Raw genomic sequence first — 23,962 nt, 5'->3', positions numbered from 1 at the left:
GTCCCCAGGTGAGGGCCGAGAGGCCCGTTGTGAGGGAGGCCGGCGAAGGGTTCGGCGGACGTTCGCCGGCCATCTGAACAGCCGGAGCAGGAACGGTGACATGAGGCAATCGGCCGGTCATTGTCGTCCGGTTTCGAGCGATCCAAGGAGCATCAGAACACGATGACCGACATTCCGATTCCGATCTGGTGGTGGCTGGCTCCGATCGGGGCGATTGCCGCTCTGGTCTCCGCCTTCGGCTTCTACCGCCAGTTGCTTGCCGCTTCGCCCGGCGATGAGCGGATGCAGGAGATTGCCGGTTACGTCCGAGAAGGGGCCTTTGCCTACCTCAAGCGGCAGTATCTGGTGGTGGGTCTGGCGTTCCTGTTCCTGGTGATCTTGCTGGCCGTGCAGTCGTTCGTCCTGAAGCAGCAGCACGGCCTGGTACCGTTTGCCTTTCTGACCGGCGGGTTCTTCAGCGGCTTGAGCGGCTTCATCGGCATGAATACCGCCACCCTGGCCTCGAACCGGACAACGCAGGGGGCCAAGGAGTCGCTCAACCGAGGCTTGCAGGTCGCCTTCCGCGCCGGGGCGGTGATGGGCCTGGTGGTCGTCGGTCTCGGATTACTCGACATCAGCGCCTGGTTCTGGCTCCTGGCCTGGCTCTTGCCGCGAACGATCGACGGCTTCCACATGTCGCTGGAACAGATCACCGTGGTGATGTTGACCTTCGGCATGGGTGCCTCCACTCAAGCCCTCTTTGCCCGCGTTGGCGGCGGCATCTTCACCAAGGCGGCCGACGTGGGGGCCGACCTCGTCGGGAAGGTCGAGGCGGGGATACCCGAAGACGACCCTCGCAACCCGGCCGTGATTGCCGATAACGTCGGCGATAACGTCGGCGATGTGGCCGGCATGGGAGCCGACCTTTATGAGAGCTACTGCGGGTCGATCCTCGCCACCGCCGCGCTGGGAGCGGCCGCGGCCCTGGGGCTTCGGGGGGCGAGCGGAGAAGTGCTCAGCCCCGGGGACATGATCTATGCGCAGGCCCAGCTGGTCGCCGCGCCGATGATCCTGGCCGGGATCGGCATCTTGCTCTCGATTCTCGGCATCTTCCTGGTCAAGACCGAGGAAGGAGCCAGCCAATTAAGCCTTTTGTGGGCCTTGCGACGCGGAATTTACGGCTCCAGTGCGTTTATTGTGCTTGCAGCCTTGCTGGTCTGCTGGATCGTCTTGCCGGCCGAGATTTGGCTCGGGGTCTTCCTGGCGATCACCGTTGGTCTGATTGTCGGTGTCCTGATCGGCTACTTCACGGAGTACTACACGTCGGCCGACTTTACACCGACGAAGTGGATTGCCGATCAGAGCGCGACCGGACCGGCCACGACGATCATCGCCGGGATGGCGCAGGGGATGCTCAGCACCTGGGCATCGATTGCCATCGTCGGTCTGGGGACGATCCTGGCCTACTTCATTGCCGGGGGAGCAACCAACGCGACTCTGGGGCTTTATGGCGTTGGCTTCGCGGCCGTCGGGATGCTCTCGACCCTGGGTGTGACCCTGGCGACCGACGCCTATGGGCCGATCGCCGACAACGCCGGCGGCAACGCCGAGATGACCCACCAACCTCCCGAGGTTCGTCATCGGACCGATGCGCTCGACTCGCTTGGCAACACCACGGCCGCGACGGGTAAGGGGTTCGCCATCGGCTCGGCCGCGTTGACGGCCTTGGCCTTGCTGGCGGCCTTTGTCGAGGAGGTTCGGATTGGCATCCAGCGTGAGGGGCTCTCCTTCGTTGAGGCTCATCAAGGGGAGCTGGAACTGGGCGGAATCTATCCGATCGGCAACGGGAAATACGTTGAGTTCTCCGAAACGGTTGATCCGGAAACCGGCTTCTACCCGACCTATTTTGCGTCCAGCGGAGGGGCGCCGTTTGTCGAGGCCGATGGCGAACTGGTGCAGGCCAGTGATACGCAGATCGTTGAGCATTACAAGCCCGAGATCGAAGCGGCCACACCGATCATCAACCTGGTTCGGGTTCGGACGGCCAGCCTGGCCAATTTCATGGAGTATTACGGCGTCAACCTGATGAACCCGAAGCTCCTGGTCGGGGTCTTCGCGGGGGTCTTGATGGTCTTCGTCTTCTGCGGCCTGACCATGAAAGCCGTGGGACGGGCCGCCGGTCGGATGGTCGAGGAGGTCCGCCGCCAGTTCCGCGAGCTGAACCTCTTGACCGACCCGAACGCCAAGGCCGACTATGCCGAGTGCGTGACCATCGCCACCAGAGGAGCCCAGCGCGAGATGATCGTGCCGGCGATTCTGGCGGTTTCAGCCCCTCTGGTCGTTGGGATGGTCCTCGACGTCAGCGGCCTGATGGGCCTGCTGGCCGGGGCCCTGACGGCGGGCTTCGCGATGGCCATTTTCATGGCCAACTCCGGAGGAGCCTGGGATAACGCCAAGAAGTACATCGAGGCCGGAGCGATGGGGGGCAAGGGGTCCGAGCCCCACAAGGCGGCCGTAGTCGGCGATACGGTCGGCGACCCGTTCAAGGATACTTCGGGCCCGAGCCTGAACATTCTCATCAAGCTGATGAGCATGGTCGCCGTGGTCTTCGCGGGGGTGATCGTGAAGTACGCCCCGCTGATCGGCGATTTTCTCGGGATCAACTGAGAGAGATTATTGCGGTCCAGCCTGACCCTCCGGCAAAGGTTCAAGGGACCCTTTGCCGGAGCGGAGGGGTGATCGCGATTTCTTTCTGCGACGTGCGGATCTGATCATGGAGATTGGATGAGGTTGGCTCGTTGGCTCTTTCTGGGCGCCGGTCTGAGCGGTTTGCTGGCGATTCTGCCGCAATATGCGCTGGAGGGTTGGATCAATCGGCAATTTCCTCCGGTGATTACGCATCCAGAGTATTTTTATGGGTTTGTAGGGCTTGCGGCGGCCTGGCAGGTGGTCTTTCTGGTGATTGCGAGTGATCCGATCCGGTATCGGCCGTTGATGCTCGTCGGCATTCTGGAGAAAGCAACCTTTGGAGGAGCTGCGGTGGCCTTGTTCCTTCAAGGGAGGGTTGGTGGATCAGTGCTTGGTCCGGGCCTGGTCGATCTGGTCTTCGGGGGCTTGTTTTGGGTGGCTTACCTGGCCACGGCCGCTCGGGATCATGCGGTTTCAGAAGGAACCGGTTGTCCGGGGGCCGACCTGCGTGACCCTGGCCCGGAGGGTGGACCTTGACCGATTCCATCGGCCCCGACCGAACCCGTGGCATCGATCGTTCGCCGAGGAGACCGATCCGATGAGTCGATCGTCGAGATCCGAGGGGTTCAAGGTTCGATCGTCATCGGTCCAGCGACGAGGGGGGATGGTGTCGGCGGTGCTGGTGCTGTTGATTCCTCTTGTGCTGGTGCCGCTTTCGGGATGGTTTGCCGATCTTTCGACCGAGGATGTTGATCAGTTGCCGCTCTGGGCGATCGAGGCGTTCCGGACCGAGTTGCTGGTTGCCTGGATCGCCGCGACTCGGTTGCCTGTGCCGATTCTGATTGGCTACGGGTTGGTGCCCCTGGCGATGCCGCCGTTGCTGGCACTGGCAGGGTTTGGGACGGTGAGCCGATGGGCGGTGCTGGCCGGGTTTTGCCTGGTAGCTTCCATACTGACGGGGCTTCTGGGGCTCGGAATACTGCTGGAATTGATCGCGTCGGGGGCTCCTGGCGCTGGGGTTCGCCTGGAAGTCCTGGCCGGATTGTGCTGGCCCCTCCTGGCTCTTGAGAGCGGCGGATGCCTGCTGGCGTCGTCGATTGGCGGGTCGGACGGATGGATCCAGGGCGAAGGCGGCTCGGCATGAGGCAGCGGGAAGATTCGCTGGTGCTAGGCATTCCGGCTTCACCTGCCTACAATGGTCGCCTCAGTGGCGATGTCACACGTTTCCCGACCGTCGCGCGGCCCAGGAATCGGGAGTGGCGACCTTGCCGATCCGCGAACATCGTTCGCCGGGGCTCGATCCCGATGCGGTCGGCACGAGACAGGGATGGGCTGCGATCCGATGGCCTTGGTCAATGGCGAGGACTCATGCACACTCCGGACAAGGATCAGGCTGGAACGGGGCTTGGCATGGCGGCCACCGTCGAGGCGCCCACCTCGATCGGTACGAGCGGCTTCTATCCGCTGGTGCTCCGATGGTTCGGGATGCTTCCCTTTCAGCGGTCGACGGGGGGTGGAACCACGCTCCGGAAGCGCTTCACACGCGGCTGGTACGAGTTTCTGAGCTTCATGGACCGTCGGGTCCACTTGATGTTCATGAACTACGGATACGCAAGCCTCGACCAGGACGAGCCGACGGTCGCCTTGCAGCCGGAAGACGCGAAGAACCGCTATTTCATCCAGCTTTATCACCGGGTCGCCAGCGCTGTCGATTTGCGAGGCAAAGCGGTGCTGGAAGTGGGTTCGGGCCGAGGGGGTGGCGCCTCGTTTGTGAGTCGATACCTGGAACCGGGCTCGATGACCGGCATGGACTACGCCGATCGTGCCGTGGACTTTTGCAAGCGGACCTATCACGAGGACGGCCTGAGCTTCGCCTCGGGAGACGCGGAGCAGATGCCCTGGCCTGATGCGTCGTTCGACGTGATCTTGAACGTCGAGTCGTCGCATTGCTATCCGCACATGGATCGCTTTGTCCGAGAGGCGTTCCGGGTGCTTCGGCCCGGCGGGCACTTGCTTTTTGCAGACATGAGACACCGCGATGTGATCGGATCGGTCTTTGAATCGTTCCGCGAGGCCGGCTTCGAGATCGTCGAGGAGCAGGAAATTACTCGCAACGTGCTGCGAGCCCTGGAACTGGATAACGATCGCAAGAGCGGCCTGATTCACCGTGAGGTTCCCCGGGTGTTTCGCCCGATGTTCCGATGCTTCGCCGGAATGGCGGGAACCGAGTCGTTCCAGTCGTTCGCCTCGGGCGAGTGGGTGTACTGGAGATTCGTGCTGCGCAAGCCCGAAGCAGCCGGTGGCGTGTCTACCGGTGACTGACGAGGTTCTCGAATCGATTCAACGACGGCTACCAGGGTCGAGCGTCAACGGTGTCCCGAGATCGAGGAATTGAGCCAACAGATGAGTGACCGGCCTCTTTTTATCACCGGAGCGACTGGCGCCCTTGGCCGCCGCCTGATTCACGAGTTGCTTGACACCACGGACCGGACGCTCTACCTGCTGATCCGCCGCAAAGGGCGGCTTTCGACGCAGGATCGAGCCCGCAAGCTTCTGGCCCCGCTCGGGCTGGATGCCCTGGTCGGTTCTCGGGTCAGGGCGGTGGAAGGAGACGTAACCCAGCCGGGCCTTGGCCTGGACCCGGCGGATCGCGATCGGCTGCGACGCGAGGTGGTCGAGTTCTTCCACATCGCGGCTCTGACCGAACTGAACGGCAGTCAGGATCAGTGTCAGCGCATCAACATCGGCGGCACGACCGAGGCGTTGAGGGTCGCCTGGGATCTGCTGGAGAAGGGACGGCTTGAACGGCACTTCCACTTCAGCACCGCCTACGTGCCGGGGAGCCTTCGGCCGTATCGGTCGCTCGAAGACGAGATGGCTCCCGAGCCGGCCCATGCGAATCATTATGAAGCGAGCAAGTACGAGGGGGAGCGACTCGTTCGCACAGCGATGGCCGCCGGCCTGCCGGTGACGATCTTCCGCCCGAGCATCGTTGTCGGCGACTCGGCCACGGGTGAAGTCACCGAGTTCAATGTCATTTACCCGTTTTTCAAATTGTATGTTCATGGAATCTTGGACGTCTTGCCGGCAAGGGCCGACGAAACGTTCAACATCGTGCCGATCGACTTCGTCACACGGGCGGTCCGGGCGATCGCCTCGCAGCCCGACTCGGTGGGGAAGACGTACCACCTCACGTCGGATCGGCCGCCGTCGATCGGAACCTTGCTGCGTGTTAAGGACATCGAATTCCCGAAGATGCCGCCCGTCACGCTGGTTGATCCGGATGAATTCGATCGAGGGACGCATTCGTTCGTGGTGAACAAGGTGAGGCGGTTTATTCAGCCGTATCTGGGCTACCTGCGCTGCCAGCTGACCTTTGACACGTCGAACGCCCGGTCTGCGCTGGAGGGATCGGGAATCGCGTTTCCGGAAACCGATTACGAGTTTCTTAAGCGAATCTTGCAGTACGCGGTGGACCGCAAGTATTTGATCGCCTGATCCCAAGCGATTCGGTTCAGCGGTTCCGAGGTGTCAGGCCCGGAACCCGGCCGAGCGTTTCGACGATCGTCTGGACTCGACCGTTGATGGACCCGATCGGGGTGCTGATCCCGTCGAGCTTTCCGTTCGTTTCGACCAGCCGGCCGTCGACGCTCTGGAGGGTCTGGTTGGTGGTCGAAAGTTGATCGTTTACCAGGTCGAGATGGTCGTTGGTCGAATCGAGCCGTCCGTTGGTCTGGGAGAGGCGATCGGCCACGGTGGTAATGTCGCGGTTGACCTCGGTTAGCTCGATGCCGAGTTCGGCGATCGTCGCGTTGGTCTGATGAAGCTTCGTATCGAGTGTCGCGACCCCGTCGTGGACCGAGGCCACCTCGTCTCGTGTTTCTTCCAGGGTCGAGTTCAATGCGGTCAGGTCGGTCCGAACCTCCTCCAGCCGTTGGTTGACCCCACCGATCCGTTGATCAAGCGCCGCCAGGTACTGGTTCGTGACCGAGAGCTGGGCATTGACCTGGTCGAGCCGGTCGGTTAGGGGAGACAGACAGCCGGTCAGTCCGAGGAGCAAGAACGGGGGGATCGGCAACCGAAACATCCGGACCTTCTCCCTGGGAACTTCAATCAATCGTTCGAATGTGACTATCGGCGCGATTGCAGGGAAAAGATCAGGGAATCGGGCTGGATCGGGTGGCAAGTCGGGCTGAGGCGATCAGGTCCTCGATCACGTCTGAGTCAACCGGCTTGACCAGATGGTGATCGAACCCGGCGTCCCGTGAGCGGCGATAATCCTCTTGCTGTCCCCAACCGGTCAGGGCAATCAGCAGGGCGTTGCCGCATTGAGCCGAGGCTCGAAGCCGACGGGCGACCTCGTAGCCGTCCATTCCAGGCAGTCCGATATCGAGCAAGACGACCTCAGGCTCGAAGGCTTCGGCGATCTGGAGCGCCTCGGGACCGTCGTGGGCGACTCGAACCTCGTGCCCACCGAGTTTGCCGAGCAATTTCCCCAGGGTGACCGCCGCATCGCGATTGTCGTCTACAATCAAGAGACGAAGCGGGGAGGGAAGGGCTGATCCAGGGCTCGGCGTTGTCTCCTGGCCGTTGAGGAAAGATGGTACGACCGCGTTGAGTTGGGACTGAGGCGAGGCGATTCTTGGCAATTGAACTACGAACTCGCTTCCCTGGCCCAGGCCGTCGCTCTGGGCCCGGATGGTTCCGCCGTGCAATTCGACGAGCATCCGGACGAGGCTCAGACCGATCCCGAGGCCCCCGCGATGACGGCCCGGCCCCTGATCGGCCTGAACGAACAGCTCGAAAATCTGGGGAAGGGTTTCCGGGGTAATGCCAATGCCGGTGTCCTTGACCTGAATGATCGCCTGGATCTCGTCCAGGGTAATCGACAGTGTGATCCGACCCCCGGAGTCGGAGTACTTCGACGCATTGGTCAGGATGTTCCAGAGAATCTGCTCGATCCGGGCCGGATCGGCCTGGATCCAGACCGGCTCGGCGGGGAGATGGACCGAGAGGGCCTGGCCAATCTCGGCCACCTGGGTTCCCACGGCCGAAACGACGCGACGGGCGACCGAGACGAGGTCGATCGTTTCCCGGCGCAACTCGATCGTTCCCCGGCTGATCCGGGTTACGTCCATCAGGTCTTCGATCAAGCGGGCCATATGAGCGACCTGACTGCTGGCCATGGCTCGAACGTGTTCGCGATCGGCGGCTTCGGGGTCGTGTCTCCGAGAGGGCTCGGGAAGCTTCAGCAGTTCCAGTGCGGTGCGGACCGGAGCCAGGGGATTGCGAAGCTCGTGGGCGAGCACGGCCAGGAATTCGGTCTTGCGACGGTCGGCTTCGCGAAGTTCGAGATAGAGCCTGGCATTTTCGAGGGCGATGGCGGCGCGTCGGGCGAGGTCCTCGGCCACGGGAAGGTCCTCGGCAGAGAAGCGGCGATCGGGGTGGGTCATGGCCAGTCCGAAGGCCCCGATGGTCTTTCCGGCAGCCATCATGGGGACGATCAGATGAGAGGTGGGCCAGGCGGGTTGGAACCGGTTCCGTCGATCGGGGTCGGTGATCAGCGTGGCGATCGTCTCGGGATCAATCTCGGGCCGGAGGTCGGGCTGTCCGGTTCGAAGCACCTCGGCGACCGGAGACGGGCCGTCTGGGTCGATTTCGAAGGAGTTGAGGACTTCGACCATCAATTGCTGGATCGAGGGATCACGGTGGGCGATCGCGGCCCGCCGGATCGCCCCTTCGGGATCGGTGAGGTAAACGACACAGGAATCGGCGAGACCAGGAATGACCAGGCGGGGGATGCGCCTGATCGTGCCTTCCATGTCGGTCGGGTTTGCGAGGAGGATGCCGGCGTCGGCCAGCAAATGGAGGGTGCGTTCGGCACGTTTGCGGTCGTCGATGTCCGTCGCCGATCCGATCCATCGCTGGATGTTTCCCTGAGCATCGCGGACAGGGACACCGCGCCCGAGGTGCCAGCGATAGATCCCGTGTCGGTCTCGGATGCGATACTCACCCTCGAAAATATCACCAGACTGGCAGGCTTGTTGCCACCGTTCGGAGATCATGGGGTGATCATCGGGATGGATGACCTCGTGCCAGCGATCGAGGACGCTGGGTTCCTGCGGATCCTGGCCGACGTAGTCGAACCATCGGCGGTTGAGTGAGAGGAGCGTGCCATCGGGCGCGGAGGTCCAGACGATCTGGGGTACGGCATCGGCGAGCAAGCGGAAGTGACGTTCGGAGGCACGGAGCGTGGCCTCATCTCGCTTGCGAGCGGTGATGTCGGCTGAGACGCCGATCATTCGGATGGGAATATCCTCATCGTCGCGGATGACGACGCCTCGATCAGCGAGCCAGAAGATCGAACCGTCGGGACGTTGGATACGGAACTCCGACTCGTACGAAGTGCCTTGCTCAATGGCCTGACGGAGGCAACGTTCCACATCGGGCAGATCCTCCGGATGAACCAGGGATCGGAAGCTCTCGAAGGTCCCCTGGAAACTCCCGGCAGGAAGGCCGTAGCAGGTCAGATCATTCTCGGACCAGTCGACGGTTCCGGTACGGATGTCCCAGTCCCAGGTGCTAAGTCGTCCGGCTTCCATGGCCAGCCGCAAGCGTTCGCGGTCGGCCCGTTCGGCGTTTTCGACGCGGAGGCGTTCGGACACGTCGCGGAGCACGACGACCAGCCCTTCGTGGCCGTCGACTTGAATCGCTGCCGAGCTGGCCTCGACGGGCAATTCCGAACCATCGAGACGGCCAAGCAGGGTCGGCGCTCCGGTGCGGTGAACGATTCCCCCCTGAAGAATCTCGGCGACGGGCAATTCGGCGGTCTTCGTGGTGAGGGGGTCGCGGGTATGGAAGACAGTGTCGAGCGGTTTCCCCATCGCCTCAGCGGCGGTCCACCCGGTCAATTGCTCGGCAGTCGGGTTCATTTTCACGATCAGGCCATCCTCGCCGGCGACGATCACCCCTTCGCTGAGGCTCGAAAGAATGGCCTCAAGGCGTTCACGCTGTCGGCGCTCCGAGGCTTCGGCCCGAAGGCGTTCGCGCGATTCCGACTCGTTGTGCCGCAGGGCTCGGTGGTACGATTCACAGAGCCAGATGATGACCAGACTGGTGAGGAGAAACGTGACCAGAGCGGTGACGTCGGCTGGCCCCGGCACCAGCGGTTCCAACTCGGGGACAACGAAAAACGTTGCACCGGCCACCAGGGACACGGCGATTGCCAACACCGCAGGCAAGGAGCCGAGAAACAGCGCCGCGAACAGAATCGCGGGATAGAAGGTGACGTACGGCTGCCTTGCCCCCAAGGCCGGGTCGAGCAGCGCGCGTAGGCCAATGGACAGACCGACCGCGGTCATTGCAAGCAGATAATCAATGATTCGAGGCCGAGGGTTTCGTTGCATGAACGGGAGACTCGTGGGCAGAGATGAGAGCGTCTCCGCGAGATCCTTTGGGGGAGACCCCGAGGCAAGTGGTGTGAGTCAGGTTGCGATTTTACTCAAGGTCGATGAGAGAATCTGCCCCTCGAGGTATGTGCCTGGGAGGGATTCAACAGGGTTGGCACGCTGCGAACCCGGTCCGAAGGTCGGGATGTTCCTGATGCGGATCGAGGAATCAAATGGGAGACTAGTTCGATGAAGTCGCATACGGAATACCTAACGCTCAATGTTCCAGGTCGGATGGAGTTCCTGAACATTACGTCTCGGGTGGAGGAGGCGGTGCGATCGAGCGGAGTTCAGGAGGGGATTGTGCTGGTGAATGCGATGCACATCACGGCCTCGGTGTTCATCAATGATGATGAGTCGGGCTTGCATGCTGATTACAAGGAGTGGCTCGAAAGGCTGGCGCCGTTTGATGCGTCTCCGCAGCGTTACCGACACAATCGGACGGGAGAGGACAATGCCGATGCTCACATGAAGCGTCAGGTCATGGGTCGTGAGGTGGTGGTGGCGATCACCAAGGGAGCGCTCGATTTTGGCCCCTGGGAGCAAATCTTCTACGGCGAGTTCGACGGGAACCGGCCCAAGCGGGTCTTGATCAAGGTGATTGGCGAATGAACGCTGCGTCGTACGATGAGCTTCATCCCTCGGCCGAGCCGTTGGATCGGCTGTTGGCCGATTGCGACGTGCGCTTTGCGCGCCGATCGGGTCCAGGGGGTCAGAACCGCAACAAGGTGGAAACGGCGGCGATCTTGACCCATCGTCCCACCGGCCTCTCGGCCGAGGCCAACGAGCGGCGATCGCAAGGCGAAAACCGGGTGGTGGCCCTGATGCGGCTTCGCGTGCTGCTCGCCCTGGAGGTGCGCAGACCGGTCGATTTGGAGGTCGGACCAAGCGCCTTGTGGCGGTCACGACTCAAGGGAGGTCGGATCGTGGTAAGCCCGTCACACGACGACTTTCCCGCCCTGCTGGCCGAGGCGCTCGATGCCGTCGACGCGAGCGACACCGACGTGAAAGTGGCCGCCGAGCGCCTTGGCTGTTCGGCCTCGCAACTGGTGAAATTCCTGAAGCTGGAGCCGAGGGCGATGAAGCAAGTCAACGACCGTCGCACTGCGGCGGGGCTTCGACCACTCCGATGAGGTTAGAAGATCAGGACAAGGCCCGTTGAGATCAAGGCCCCGACGCCAGCCACGGCCAGGGCGAGCGGGACCTGAGTGGTGACGTGGTCCATCACATCGCAACCCGTAAACATACTGGAGAGCACGGTGGTATCGGAGATCGGTGAACACTGATCGCCAAATACAGCCCCGCCAATCACGGCGCCGAAGCAGACCTTGACGAAGAACAGAATCGAGGTCCAGGCAGCTCCTCCTGCCGCGGCCACCTGACCGAGTGTCATGGGGTCGATTCCGGCACGATTGGCGGCCAGAGTGAGCGCCAGGGGAACGGTAATCGGGAAGATCACCGCATAGGTTCCCCACGAGGAACCAATCGAGAAGGCGATGATCATGCAACTGATCATCAGCATCGCCGGCAAGAGCGCTGCCGGGAGCCAACTGCCGAAAATCGAGACAACAAAGCCGGCCGTGTCGAGGTCCTTTGACACCTGGCCGAGCGTGACGGCGAGGCCGAGGATGATGGCCCCGACCGTCATGTTCCGGCAGCCGTCAAGGAATCCGTTCATCGCCGTCTTCAAGGGCATGCCCTTGAGCACGGCGATGAGAATGGCCGAGGCTGTGCTGAAGAAAAACGCATGATTGATCATGTTTGTTTTCAAGACAGCCAACGGCACGATCGCAAGAAACAGCAGGATTCCCAGCGGCACGAGAAAGTCGATCAGACTGACGGGGTAGCCTTGCTCGGGGCTGCCTTCCATTGCCTCCAGATCGACCAGGGGTTGAGCCCCGGGAGCGTCAAGTTCGCCGGTGGTGCGAGATCGCTCCACGGCTCGTCGCATCTTCGATCCGTACCAGGGAAGCAGGCCAAAGCTGAACAGGAGAGTCGAGAAGACCGCGAGAATGCCATAGAAGTTGAACGGTACCGACCAGAAGAACCAGTCGCTGCCGACCCTCGAATTGGGGACCAGCACGAAATTCCCGATGGCGGCGGTGGTCGTTCCGGCGATCAACCCGCCGACATAAAGCGGCCAGGCGTTGAACGGAAGCACCGTCGCCGCGGGAGAGGCGGTCGAGTCCACAAGATACGACAGTTCTTCATGACTGACCTTGTTTCGGTCGCTGACCGGCCGGATGGTGGAACCGGCAAGCACCGTGCTTACCGTCCCTCCCTGGTGGAAGACCATCCCAACAATCCAGGCGAAGAACCGAGCAGTGTTCGGACCTCGGACGACCTTCGACCCCACCACCTCGGCAAAGTGCCTGGCCGCCCCGGTTCGTCCCCAGACCCCGAGGATTCCTCCCAGGAACCAGAGATACACGAGCAAGATGGTGGCATAGGACTCTGAGCCGAGCGCCTTGAGGAAGAAGTCGCTGATGAAGTCCAGCTCCTTCGGAACCCAGAGGCCGGTCGAGAATCTCGCCTGAAAGAACTTGACCACCGATCCGCTGACGATTCCGGCAAACAGGGAGAGCAAGACATCCCGCGTCCAGAAGGCCAGGCCCAGCGCGACGACTGCGGGAACGAGCGAAGCAATGCCGAACCATCGGACCTGATCGATCAGCGCCTCGCCAAACCCGACGCGATCGACCGTACCATCACCGACATCCACCCCTCCGGCCTCGATCCGATCCCAGACCCGAGCGGGGACCTCGTCCCCCTGGCGGTTCAGCACACCGTCGGCATTTGCATCAAGGCGACCGTAGAAGCGATCGAGCCGAAGCTCGACAGACTCGGCGACCTGTCTGCCGTGGGCCTCCCGAGCCGGGATTGCATCGAGGGCAATCAGGCTCACGATTACAGCGGCGCACCTCAGCAACTGCCGACGACAAGGTCGTATCCGTCGGGGTTCAGTACGATCAGTCGAGGTAAGCATCGGTGTCGAAGGGTTCCGAAGGGCAAGAAATGTGACGGTTGAGAGGATCGGTTGGTGGGAGGATTCAGGACGACGTTCCGGCGAACCCCCGGGCCTGTGACAGACCGGCGTTTTCCTCGATGTAGAGCGATCGGGAAGGAAAGGCGAACTCGACGTTGAGCGCTTCGAGACGGCGCACCAGGGAAAGATTGATGAACTGTTGAAGATCCATGTACTGATTGTAGTCGGGGCTCAGGACGTAATAAACGACTTCGAAATCGAGTGAGCTGTCGCCGAACTTGGCGAAGTGGGCGCGATCGAACCGAACTTGCTCGAGGGACTCGATCGTTTCCCGAACCTCCGCGGGAATGCGCTCGAGAATCTCGGCCGGAGTATCGTAACGCACGCCGAAGCCGAAGGTCACCCGGCGTTCGACCATGCGCTTGTAGTTTCGCACTCGGCTCCCGATCAAATCCGAATTCGGGAAGACGATTTGCTCTCCGCCAAGGCTCCGGACGCGGGTCGTCTTGACACCGATGAATTCGACCACGCCCATATGATCGCCTGTGATGATGAAGTCGCCGACCTCGAATGGCTTGTCCAGCACGATGGCGACCGAGCAGAAAATGTCTCCGAGGATTTGCTGCAAGGCGAATGCGACCGCGATTCCACCGACTCCCAGGCCGGCCAGGAGCGGAGTGATCTCGACCCCGAAGCTGCCGAGGATCAGGATCAGGATGATTCCCCACAAGCCGGCCAGGGCGAAGAACCGGACAACGCCATGTGCCGTTCTTGCCGCCGATTCACTGAAGTTGGCGAACCGAAAGCCGTGCGTAAGACCCTCATCAATCAGACCCATCCCCCATCGGCCAACCTGGAGGAACAGGACAATTAACGAGAGGGCGCGGATGGTGTTCCCCACGGCGGCCGCGGTGGGATCAATCGATCCTCGAAAATCAACGAGTGTTTGCGCGAGATAGGCGGACAGGGCCACGATGCTGATCGACCAGGTGTGGTCGAGTATCTGGCAGAGGTAATCGTGCAGCGGAAGCTCGGAGCGATCGGCCAGCCGACGAGATCGGCTCTTGGCCACGGCGAGGAGGACCCGAAACGCAAACGCGAGTCCGACGAGCAACCCCAGAAAGACAGTCCATGATCCTAACGAGATACCTAGCAGTGTTCGATCGTCCAGAATGAGCCGGATTTGATCCCAGGTTTCTGCCATGCTCACCTCCTCGATTGCTTCGGATCGGTTCGGAGCGACCTTAGCACGATCACGGAACCGTCGCAACGACGCGGTTTGTCGTTCGATCCTTCAGCACGAGAGTGCTTTGGGCTCCGAAGCCTTCAGTCCGAGGATTGCGGCCCAGAGGTCACTGTAGGCTCGAATCACCCGTCGAATTGAGAAGTGACGCTCGATCCGATCGCGGCCCTCCTGGCCGAACTGGTTCAGGCGTTGCCGATCGGAGGCTGCGTCAAGGAGGGCCTTCGCCAGCGCCTCGGGTTCTCTCGGAGGAACGAGCCAGCCGGTTTGCCCGGCCACGACGAGATCTTCGGTCCCCTCGACCGCGGTGGCGACCACCGCCCTTCGGGCGGTCATGGCCTCAAGAACGACGTTCGGCATCCCCTCCCATCGCGAGGGTAAGACGAGCAGATCGGCGGTCTTGAGCAGGCCGGGCACGTCGGATCGACGACCGAGCCAGTGAAGGCGATCGCCCGGAATGCAAGCCGCCGCATCCGATCGAATCAAGGTGTCTCGATCCGGGCCATCACCGACGATCGCCAGGTGCCAGTCGGGACATTGCTGAATGACCCGATTGGCTGCATCGAGCAGCGTTGGCACGTCTTTTTGCGCATCGAGCCGCCCGACGAAGAGGGCGAGCATGGCTCCATCCGGTACCCCGAGGGTCGATCGATCCACGGGAATGGCCTCGTCGATCGGCGCGGGGTCGATCCCGTTCGGGATAACGACAAGGCGGTCGGGGTTGAGCCTTCCGGAGGCGATACTGAAGCGTCGGACTCCCTCCGAGACACAGACCGATCCGGTGCCGAGCCTTGAAGTGAGGCGATCGAGGGTCTGGTGCCACTTCTGGCGATGTTCGGCCACTCGGAGGCCACCGATTACCCAGGGACAACCGGCGATCGGGGCGGCCAGTCGGCTGGAAAAGTTTGCGTGAAAGAGGAAGCTTTGCACCAGGAGGGGCCGTGCGGCTCGCAGGGCTCGGGCGAGTCGGGCGACCGCAAGAATCGGTTGCCGAGGGTTCACGTCGAGGCACGTTACCGGAATCTCGGCCGATCGAAGCAACGGGGCGAGTGGACCTTCCGGCCCAAGGGCGATGACGGAAGGAGACCATCGGCGGCGATCGAGCCCGGTTGCCAGAGCCACGAGGGCACGTTCCGCACCGCCAATGTCCAGTTCGGTAATCACCAGGGCGACCGGCACCGGCAGATCAGGCCAGGGACGGGCTGGAGCGGTGGCAATCCGACGGGCAAGAGGCGGTTGCAGCACGATCGGGCTCGGCGGAACAGGAAATGAGTCGGGACCAGTAATCGCATCTCCAGTTTAGCCGACGCTCGATCGGCTTTCCCGACCCAGCGAGGCTGCACGATCACGGGCGGCCTTGACAGGGAGGTAGGGATCTCGCGCAGAGTCCCAGAGCAGAAAAGGGAAAAGTGAGAAGAGGAAGGAGAGTGCCTGGCCAACACGCCGCACTTCCACTTCGCTGTGCCTTTGCCTCGCTGCGAGAGATGGCGCCACCGATTGCCCGCACCCCTCTGCGCGCCCATCACCCGCGACGAGTGGAAGCATCCGGCACGACGGTCTGATACAACGATCGGTTCCGAACCGCCATTGAGGCCGGCATTGGAGTCCTTGAGCAAACCGTCCGGATCGGGCCGGACCGATCGTTTGCCGAGCGAGTCGATGCGGCCATGGGATTTACGCTTAGGAAGTTCATCACATGACACTGCTTTTTGCTATTACCATCACACTCGCCCTTCCTCCCGATCAGGCCAAGCTGGTCGAAGTCCGCCGCATCTGGGGCGAAGGGGAACACAATGCCTTTACCGATCTGATTCGATTCAAAGGTCGTTGGCTCTGCACCTTTCGGGAAGGGCAGGGACATGTCTCTCCCGATGGTGCGCTCCGGGTGATCGCCTCCGAAGACGGCGAGCAGTGGGAGTCAATCGCCCTGATCACGTCCGAGACGGCCGACCTGCGTGATCCGAAGCTCTGCCTGACGCCCGAAGGTCGTCTGATGCTGACTGGAGCCGCAGCGCACAACAACCCGGGAGACATGCCTCGTCATCAGACGATGGCCTGGTTCTCCGACGACGGCGAACGCTGGGACGGTCCGCATCCGATTGGCGATCGAGGCTTCTGGCTCTGGCGGGTGACCTGGTACGACGGCATTCCCTACAGCGTCGGCTATTCGACCGGAGGGGATCAGACCTCGCGGGTGGCCCGGCTGTACCGAGGTGTCGACGGCAAGGCTGATCGGTTCGAACCGCTGGTGGAGACGCTGTTTGAAGAAGGGGAACCGAGCGAGGCCACCTTGCGGTTTTTGCCCAATGGCGAGGCCCTTTGCCTGCTGCGACGCGACGGGGCGGAGCCTTCGGCCCAGCTTGGCCGATCGCTCGCGCCCTTTACCGAGTGGAACTGGACGGACCTGGGGGTACGCGCGGGAGGGCCAGACTTCATCCTATTGCCCGACGATCGCCTGATCGCCGTAGTCCGACTCTACGACGGCGGCGCGCGGACCTCGGTCTGTCGGCTCGATCCGGAAACAGGCCGCCTGACCGAACTGCTCGAATTGCCTTCGGGAGGAGATACGAGTTATGCCGGCCTGGTCTGGCACGAGGAGCAGCTTTGGGTCAGCTACTACTCTTCGCACGAGGGTCAAACCTCGGTCTATCTGGCGCGTGTGGAGCTTTCCGATCCGTCTTGAGCCCCTCGATGGAAACGTGGCCACGCCCGGGAATCGACGATGCAACCTCTGATCTCGTCGTGAGTTCAAGAAAGGATCGTCTCGGCTGGGCGTGGTCGCGGGGTGGTTTGAGGATCATGGCACACAATCTGCACTGACGAGAAATGTGTTGTGGTCTGATCGTCGCCGTCGGTGGCCGTCATCAAGGACGTGAGGGTGAGGGAGTATCTCATGGTCATTCGCATTTTCGACCGAGGGGCCGCGACGGTCATCGAGACCCCGGATGATGTGGTGGTGCACCACGGGCGAGTCCTCGGTCTTCCGGACATGCTGGAAGTCCGAGGAGCGGCCGGTCAAGAGGCGGTTTTGCTCACTGAGTCGGTGGCTATCTCGGCGGCTCGGCTTGGCCTTTATGGGTTGAAACTGGTCGAGCATCTGCCAACGAAGGTCCGGTCCTGAGCGGAAGCGGGAAAAGGGTTGGATCAGATCAAATCGATGAACTGGAGGTCGGCGGCGGGTTGCCGAACAGGGTCTTGATGGTGAAGCAAAGGATGATGTGGGCAGGGGCCCTGATGGTGGGCGTCTGGCTCAACGGGCTTTGCGATGCAAGCGCTCAGTCAGAGGGTGTGATGGGGGCGTTGGTCGGAGGGGATACGTCTTCGTCCTCTCCGCCCCAGGAATCGTCCGGCAACGGCGAGGCTGGCAGCAATCCGAAGTCTCTGGATATGCAGAGTGATGCTTATGTGCATCGGCCTGTATTGAACGAGGGGCTGCCGCCGATCGAACCGGCGGTGGATCGGGAGACGCCACAGGCTGCTCTGGCCAACTTTGTCGATGCCTGCGCGGAGGAGAATTACCGCCGCGCCGCATACTCAATGAACCTCAACGATCTCCATTTCCTCGATCAGGCTGAAAACGGGTCGGAACTTGCTCGGATGCTCCATGAGGTGTTGGAGCAAAAACTCTGGATCGACTGGGACGACGTTCCTGATCGCCCTGACGGCCAACGATTTGGCTATAACCTGGAAAAAGCGCAGGGCAACGACACGAACCGCCCCAAGGCGTTCTACCATCTCGGAGCCATTTCTCTGAATCACCGGGACGTGGATGTGTACCTCGAACGGGTGAAAGTTCCTGGAGAGCAGCCGGTCTGGGTCTTTTCCCGGAGGACGATCGGTGCCATTCCCGCGCTTTACCGGGCTTTCGGTCCCAGCGAGCTGGAGCAACGCCTGCCTGAGCCACTGAAGCAGATCAAGTTTGGGGGCATTGCTCTTTGGCAGTGGGTCGGCATCGTTCTGTTTGGGCTGATCAGTCTGGTCACGGGTCTGGTGGTGCAAAGGCTGGTCGAACGGTTGCTTCGTGCTCAACGCAGTCAACGTGCTCAGCGCTCTCGGCAGTTTGTTGAACTCAGCCTGGCACTGACCGATTCAGTGCATGGGCCGATCGCGATGATTGTGGGTCTGGTCGTGTTCAAGGTGCTGGCGTCTCACCTGCTCCGGCTCGCCGGCCCGGTGATGGCCATGCTCGAGCCCTTGATTTTTGTCCTCATCGTGCTGACGGCCACCTGGCTGCTTTCTCGTTTGATTGACTTCGCCTCGGCCCGGCTCAGTGGGCGATACGAAGGAGAAGAGCGAGCCGGCAATGCGCATGAGATGCTGACTCGGATCAAGGTGGCCAAGCATTTTTTCTCGGTGGTGGTCTTGCTTGTGGGCCTTGGTGTGGCGTTCTGGCAATTCGAGTGGTTCCAGGCGATGGGATATAGCCTGCTGGCTTCCGCCGGGATTGCCGCTCTGGTGCTGGGACTGGCGGCACAGCGACCCCTGGGAAACCTCTTTGCCGGGGTTCAGCTTGCACTGACCCAACCGGTTCGGGTTGGCGATGCAGTCATCTTCAATGGCGAGTGGGGATGGATTGAAGAAATCGCTGTGACGTATGTCGTGATTCGCACATGGGATATGCGACGGCTGGTCGTGCCCACTTCGCAGTTGATGGACAACGCGGTCGAGAACTGGACGAAGGGGGGCGAGAACATGATGAAGCCGGTGTATCTTTACGCCGATTATCGTGTCGATTTTGCCGCAGTCCGGGACGAACTGGAGCGAATCCTTCAGCATTCCGAGGATTGGGATAAGGAAGTCCCCCCGATCCTCCAGGTCACCAACTGCACCGAGGAAACCGTTGAGCTGCGTGCCCTCTGCTCGGCCAAGAACCCATCCGTGGCGTGGAACCTCCACTGCCAGGTCCGAGAACAGCTCATCGCCTTCCTTCGAGACCTCGATGACGGGGCGTATCTGCCCCGCACTCGGGTCGTGATGATGGGCGACGATCCGGTTCAGGCCTCGGAAGCAGACTCTCCTTCGTCCACGCGTTCGGGAAGTCGCAAAGGAAAGGGAGGCCGATCGTCTCGATCGGAGCGACGCGGCAATCGTGATCGGAGCAAGTCCCGCAAGAAGGCCCGCTCACGAGAGACCCAGGCCGCCAAGCAGAACCGCATGGGTGGCGACGCCCGGAGCGATGGGGAAGCTGAAGGCGGCGATGGCCAATTGGCTCGCTGACGGCCGAGTCAATCGCCCCGATCGCTCTGCTCTTGCCGAGGCGAGGGCAGGGGGAGTGCTGTCTGACCAGGAAGAACACCCACGCTCAGAAGTCGAACCCTTCGGCCCATTCTCAGACAGAATCTGGAGGCAGCTTTAAATTGCATCAATCCACTCAATGGCTTCTCGCCGCCTCGACGATGAGGGGAGTTCTGTGTATGATTGAGTGGTCGAGCGTGATGGTCGCCATTGGGCTGCGTCGCACGCTCACTCTCCCGAGATGGAACGCCCAAACCGGCATGACGCCGAGGAGTGCCCCGTGCCACCAACGCTCTTGATTGTGGAAGACGATCGCTCGCTGCTCGAAGTCTGGAAAACCATTTTCTCAACACGTGGATGGCATGTTTCGTCAGCCACCACGCTGGCCGAGGGTTTGGCTCATCTGGATCCGCCCCCGGACTATGTGATTCTTGATCTGGAACTGCCCGACGGCAGCGGCGAAGCGATCCTCAGGCAGATTCGGGAGTTAGGGCTGAAGACCCGCGTTGCTGTAACTACGGGATCAGATGATCTCTCTCGGCTGACCGACTTGCACCCCGAAGCCCTGTTTCAGAAGCCGGTCGATGTGGCCGCCATCTGGCAGCAGGGAGGATTTGCCCAGGTGAACTGATCGGACGCGTTTTTGCTTTGTTTGTTGTTGGTGCTCGCGTTGATCACGGTGACGCTCCTATGGGAGCAGCCCCGATCGAGCCAGCGTGTCAAATTGCTCTCCCGTTGATATTTGACAACACGAGGGCTGTTTCTCACGCTTGCGGAGTGCCCTCGTCTGCTTTTTGCTTGCCAGAGTTCTGAACGCGAAAGACAATCCCTGTAGTGTCTGTGAAGCATTTGCGTGTGACCCACTCCTTGAGTGGAGTGATTGCCGGTCTCTCGGCGAAGGGGCCTTGAATGGAACCGGCCAGCCCTGATGGGCCTGTTGAACCGTCTCGCCCTGAATCGAATCACGAGTCAGGCGGGGGAATCCGGATCTTGCTGGTGGAAGACAATCCGGACATTGCGCGCGTGCTCTCCAGCCTGCTGGCACGGGCCGGTCACGTCGTCACGACGGCGGGAAGTATGACCCGAGCCGAGCAGATTGCGGCCACGTCCGGTCCGTTTGATTTGTTGATCAGTGACCTGAGTCTGCCCGACGGTTCCGGCCTGGAACTGAAACGTCGGCTCGGGGCAATTCCCGGAATCGCCGTCTCAGGCTACAGTACCGAGGTCGATGTGCAGGAGTGCCTTGATGCGGGGTTCATGGACCTCCTTGCCAAGCCGATCGAGTTCGCGGCCTTGAAAGATCTGATTCGACGCATCGACTGGACGAAGTAGTTCTCGGCCGAACGTGACTCGGGCAACACGGGAAGACGGGCTGCCTCAACGCTCGACTCGTGAGGCAACGCACCCGTCTCCCTTGGGATTCGCTCTGATCCGCTGGCTCAATGGCCCGGCCCGAAGAAGACGGCATTGCGGAACAGCCGTTGGGTTACTGGGGAAAGGGCACGCGCGTTCGGATCATCGGTAAACCCGATGATGTGCCCGTCACCGATCGATTGCGACAGGACCAGCGGCGATCGACTGATGGCCTTAAGTGTATCGGGCCAGCAAAAGCCGCTGACCGGCTCGTCCTGGGGGTCGAACGTGACCAGATTCCGCCCCTCGGTCGGATCGAGCGGATCGACGATGAGGCTTGTCTGCGTCAGGATCTCGATCGACTCGGGAAGCCCGACCGTCACCCAGTGGTCGCCATAGACGGTCGCCCGCAAGATCGCCCCCGGGACCGGTCGGGGCGTTTCCTTCGGCGGGTCTTCCGATCCGGAGGGGGCGGGATCGGCGTTCAAGGATTCTGAGTCGTCGGCCGGGTCGAGCCCCTCACCGGGAACTGGCGGCACGGGAACTTCGCGGCGATCGGTGGGAACCAGCCCGATCTCTTCCTCAATGCCCCAGCGAAGTGCGCCATCGACGAGAATCAAGGTGCCGCCCGACGTCACCCAACGCCGCAACCGATCGGCGGTGGCGCTGTCAAAGCGGGAGGATCGACCATAGTTCCCATCGGGGAGAATGATCACATTGAAGTCTTCCAGATCGACCGATCCCGCCAATTCCGAGGCTGCGACCCGCGTGGTCGGGTACTTCCAGACCTGATCAAACAGGTACCAGGTATGACCGACGAACGGGCTGACCGGCGTCTCGACCGCGAGCAACACCCGCGGAGGCTCGACCCACGAGACGTTGGGCCCTCCCAGGCCGGCTCCTTCATCGACGAAGCTGGAGTCGATGCCGGTGATCGACACTCCGTGGCGTTCGGCAGCTTCTCGGACGGCCGTGTGCAGGCGATCCGGATTCTCGGCCGTCCGAAGCAAGAGGGTTCCCGAGGCGAACGAGTTGCCGTCGAGAACAAACGATTGTTCGATCACATGAACGCGGAACCCCTGTTGCAGCCAATCGGACAAGGCGTTGAGTCCAGCCTCGTCTTCGGTCGGAACCAGGTAGCCGACGAGCGGGCGATCCGGTCCCTCGACTGATCCGACCGGCCGATCGCCCTCGTCGTCGATCGGCTCGGAGGCAGGCTGCTGCGCCGGCTGTCCCCGGAGGGCCTCGATGCCGAAGGTCAGGGGCAAGGACCAGGCGGTCACGTCGTAAATTTCGTCACCGAGACGCTGGGCCTTGCGATCGAGCTGGCGAGCGATGAACGCCTCGTCCATCTCCTGACGCTCGGCCAGCAAGGTCTCGGCGAGCCGTCCGGCCGGCTGGGCTGCCGGAACATAATAACTTCCTGAGGGTGCGAGCTGCTTGAAGCCGCCCGATCCCAGGTCGACCTCGACCGGCTCGGTGAGGCGGCGGACCTCGATGCCATTGGCCTTGAGCAAGCGTGCTAGTGACGCCGCTCGCTGGGGGGTTGAGCCGGGAAGGAGAAAGACGTCGGGTGATTCCCCCGATTGCCCACGTTCAATGGCCTCGGCCCTGCCGTCGGTAAACATCCTGAGCAGGTCGGCCCGGCCATTTGAAGCCGCCTCGATTGTTGCCAAGCCGCTCACGTAATGATGGCGGACCGCGTCGTGGTAATGCAGCGTTGTCTCGTTCTCCCGATCGACGAGCAAGCCTCGGACGCCGGCCTGTTCCCAGAGAATTCCGAGCCCGCCCTGCATCATTGGCCAGGTCGAGCCGTAGCCGGGATAGAACGCGTCGAAGATTTCGCGGGTGGTATAGGCGAAGCCGAACCGATCAAACAGCTCGGCCTGTCGCCGCCCAATCCGGGTGACCCAATCGGCCTGCCTTGAAGTGATCTGGGGGTTGATCGGATCGGAGGAGGGGTCGAAGTAGTAATTCGAATTGGCCCCCATCTCATGGGCATCGACATAAACCTGCGGTTGCCAGTCCAGATAAGCGGCCACCTTGGCCTTTGTTTCGATTTGCGAGTGAAGATACCAGTCTCGATTCATGTCAAAGAGATAATGATTGTAGCGTCCTCCTGGCCAGGGCTGAATCCGCTCGCTGGCCCAGGGTGATGCCTGCGGGAATACTCCCCGCCCTCGCCGATACGAGCCGACAAACCGATCTCGCCCGTCAGGGTTCTGAAGCGGGTCGATGATCACAACCAGGTTGTCCAGCCAGGCCTGGGTTTCGGGACGCTGATCGGCCAGCAAGGTATAGGCGGTGAGCAGGGCCGCATCAGTCGAGGAGCTTTCATCGCCGTGCACCGAATAGGCCAGCCAGACGATGGCCGGCGCACGATTGATTACGGCGTCAATCTCCTCGGCCTTGAGGGTCCGGGGATCGGCCAGTTTCTGGTTGTCAGCTCGAACCTCGTCGAGCCGCCCTATGGTCTCAGCCGAGGCGATGACCAGATAGACCAGGGATCGTCCCTCGTACGATCGTCCGTAGGGCATAAGCTTCGCCCGATCGGGGGCCGCCTCGGCCAGGGCTTCCAGATAACGGAGCGTCTCGGCGTGGCTGGAAATCTCCGTTCCCCACCGGTGTCCGACCACCTCCTCCAGCGTCGGGATCTCCGGATCGGCCTGAACCTCCGGCATTGGCAAGAGCCAACTGCGCTCCTGAGGCTCCTGCCCCTCAGCCGTTCCCGAGAGGCATCCCCACACCACCAACAGCCCGAGCACTCCCCTCCCGAATGGTCTCAGGAGGCCGAACCCGTTCCACGTCCTCACGCGATAGACTCCCTGTTGCGTTGAATGGTCCTCGCTGCGCGATCCCTGGCTGACCGCATCGTTGGCCACCGCACCGTTATCCGCCCGAATCTCCACCACGTCAAGCAACCTGCCGCGTTGCTTCTGCGTTGCCACCTCCTCGCAATCCCCCTTCCCACGATTGGAGAGCCTACACCAGGGGAGTGTTCTTGTTCCTTGCCTCAAATTCTCCCCTGCA

General features: G+C 61.8%; 18 protein-coding genes. 12 read left to right on the top strand and 6 right to left on the bottom strand.

All coding sequences use genetic code 11. From position 1 onward, the window contains the following. The first annotated feature begins 162 nt into the window (after positions 1-162). From HG800_RS16890 to HG800_RS16870, 5 genes are all read left to right on the top strand, one after another. The gene (locus HG800_RS16890; protein WP_169977823.1) at positions 163-2,646 is read left to right on the top strand and encodes a sodium-translocating pyrophosphatase; all 2,484 of its coding nucleotides are present in this window, start codon (positions 163-165) and stop codon (positions 2,644-2,646) included. A 117-nt stretch (positions 2,647-2,763) separates the two neighbouring features. After that, a complete protein-coding gene (locus HG800_RS16885) occupies positions 2,764-3,204 on the top strand; it encodes a hypothetical protein (protein ID WP_182830378.1) in 441 nt (146 codons plus the stop codon). A 61-nt stretch (positions 3,205-3,265) separates the two neighbouring features. Next, complete coding sequence (locus HG800_RS16880; protein WP_169977822.1) at positions 3,266-3,811, top strand: hypothetical protein; 546 nt, start codon at positions 3,266-3,268, stop codon at positions 3,809-3,811. A 224-nt stretch (positions 3,812-4,035) separates the two neighbouring features. Further along, a complete protein-coding gene (locus tag HG800_RS16875) occupies positions 4,036-4,989 on the top strand; it encodes a class I SAM-dependent methyltransferase (protein WP_169977821.1) in 954 nt (317 codons plus the stop codon). Between the two features lie 81 nt (positions 4,990-5,070). Then, positions 5,071-6,165 carry an SDR family oxidoreductase gene (locus HG800_RS16870; RefSeq protein ID WP_169977820.1) on the top strand — a complete coding sequence of 365 codons (1,095 nt, stop codon included), beginning with the start codon at positions 5,071-5,073 and terminating at the stop codon, positions 6,163-6,165. 16 nt (positions 6,166-6,181) lie between these two features. Here HG800_RS16870 and HG800_RS16865 read toward each other — a convergent pair whose 3' ends face one another. Together HG800_RS16865 and HG800_RS16860 are read right to left on the bottom strand one after the other, a co-directional pair. Next, positions 6,182-6,754, bottom strand: a complete 573-nt coding sequence (locus tag HG800_RS16865) for a hypothetical protein (protein ID WP_169977819.1) — start codon at positions 6,752-6,754, stop codon at positions 6,182-6,184. A 70-nt stretch (positions 6,755-6,824) separates the two neighbouring features. Continuing rightward, a complete protein-coding gene (locus tag HG800_RS16860) occupies positions 6,825-10,073 on the bottom strand; it encodes a PAS domain-containing protein (protein WP_169977818.1) in 3,249 nt (1,082 codons plus the stop codon). Positions 10,074-10,304: 231 nt separating this feature from the next. Between HG800_RS16860 and HG800_RS16855 the strand changes: the two genes are divergently transcribed. Beyond that, positions 10,305-10,727, top strand: a complete 423-nt coding sequence (locus HG800_RS16855) for a secondary thiamine-phosphate synthase enzyme YjbQ (RefSeq protein WP_169977817.1) — start codon at positions 10,305-10,307, stop codon at positions 10,725-10,727. After that, complete coding sequence (locus HG800_RS16850; protein ID WP_169977816.1) at positions 10,724-11,248, top strand: peptide chain release factor family protein; 525 nt, start codon at positions 10,724-10,726, stop codon at positions 11,246-11,248. Before HG800_RS16855 ends, HG800_RS16850 begins: the two co-directional genes overlap by 4 nt. A gap of 2 nt (positions 11,249-11,250) precedes the next feature. On the opposite strand, the gene HG800_RS16845 is transcribed toward HG800_RS16850, so the two are convergent. From HG800_RS16845 to HG800_RS16835, 3 genes are all read right to left on the bottom strand, one after another. Further along, positions 11,251-13,020 carry a Na+/H+ antiporter NhaC family protein gene (locus HG800_RS16845; protein WP_169977815.1) on the bottom strand — a complete coding sequence of 590 codons (1,770 nt, stop codon included), beginning with the start codon at positions 13,018-13,020 and terminating at the stop codon, positions 11,251-11,253. 145 nt (positions 13,021-13,165) lie between these two features. Continuing rightward, on the bottom strand, positions 13,166-14,305 hold the full coding sequence (locus HG800_RS16840; protein WP_169977814.1) for a mechanosensitive ion channel family protein: 1,140 nt from the start codon (positions 14,303-14,305) through the stop codon (positions 13,166-13,168). Positions 14,306-14,395: 90 nt separating this feature from the next. Then, complete coding sequence (locus HG800_RS16835; RefSeq protein WP_315852051.1) at positions 14,396-15,589, bottom strand: glycosyltransferase; 1,194 nt, start codon at positions 15,587-15,589, stop codon at positions 14,396-14,398. Between the two features lie 451 nt (positions 15,590-16,040). Here HG800_RS16835 and HG800_RS16830 point away from each other — a divergent pair, with 451 nt between their 5' ends. The 5 genes from HG800_RS16830 to HG800_RS16810 all read left to right on the top strand — a co-directional run bounded on the left by HG800_RS16830 (position 16,041) and on the right by HG800_RS16810 (position 20,911). Further along, positions 16,041-17,027, top strand: a complete 987-nt coding sequence (locus tag HG800_RS16830; protein WP_169977813.1) for an exo-alpha-sialidase — start codon at positions 16,041-16,043, stop codon at positions 17,025-17,027. Between the two features lie 210 nt (positions 17,028-17,237). Further along, a complete protein-coding gene (locus HG800_RS16825; RefSeq protein WP_169977812.1) occupies positions 17,238-17,465 on the top strand; it encodes a hypothetical protein in 228 nt (75 codons plus the stop codon). Between the two features lie 92 nt (positions 17,466-17,557). Beyond that, positions 17,558-19,561, top strand: a complete 2,004-nt coding sequence (locus HG800_RS16820; protein WP_169977811.1) for a mechanosensitive ion channel family protein — start codon at positions 17,558-17,560, stop codon at positions 19,559-19,561. Positions 19,562-19,859: 298 nt separating this feature from the next. Continuing rightward, on the top strand, positions 19,860-20,210 hold the full coding sequence (locus tag HG800_RS16815; RefSeq protein WP_169977810.1) for a response regulator: 351 nt from the start codon (positions 19,860-19,862) through the stop codon (positions 20,208-20,210). A 365-nt stretch (positions 20,211-20,575) separates the two neighbouring features. Continuing rightward, positions 20,576-20,911: a response regulator gene (locus HG800_RS16810; protein WP_169977809.1), complete on the top strand. Its 336-nt coding sequence runs from the start codon at positions 20,576-20,578 to the stop codon at positions 20,909-20,911. Between the two features lie 107 nt (positions 20,912-21,018). On the opposite strand, the gene HG800_RS16805 is transcribed toward HG800_RS16810, so the two are convergent. Beyond that, positions 21,019-23,880: a M14 family metallopeptidase gene (locus tag HG800_RS16805; protein ID WP_169977808.1), complete on the bottom strand. Its 2,862-nt coding sequence runs from the start codon at positions 23,878-23,880 to the stop codon at positions 21,019-21,021. Positions 23,881-23,962 lie beyond the last annotated feature (82 nt).

The sequence above is a fragment of the Tautonia rosea genome, from assembly GCF_012958305.1.
Classification (GTDB): domain Bacteria; phylum Planctomycetota; class Planctomycetia; order Isosphaerales; family Isosphaeraceae; genus Tautonia; species Tautonia rosea.
The sequence above is the reverse complement of the archived record's forward strand: the minus strand, read 5'-3'. Positions and strand labels throughout refer to the sequence as shown.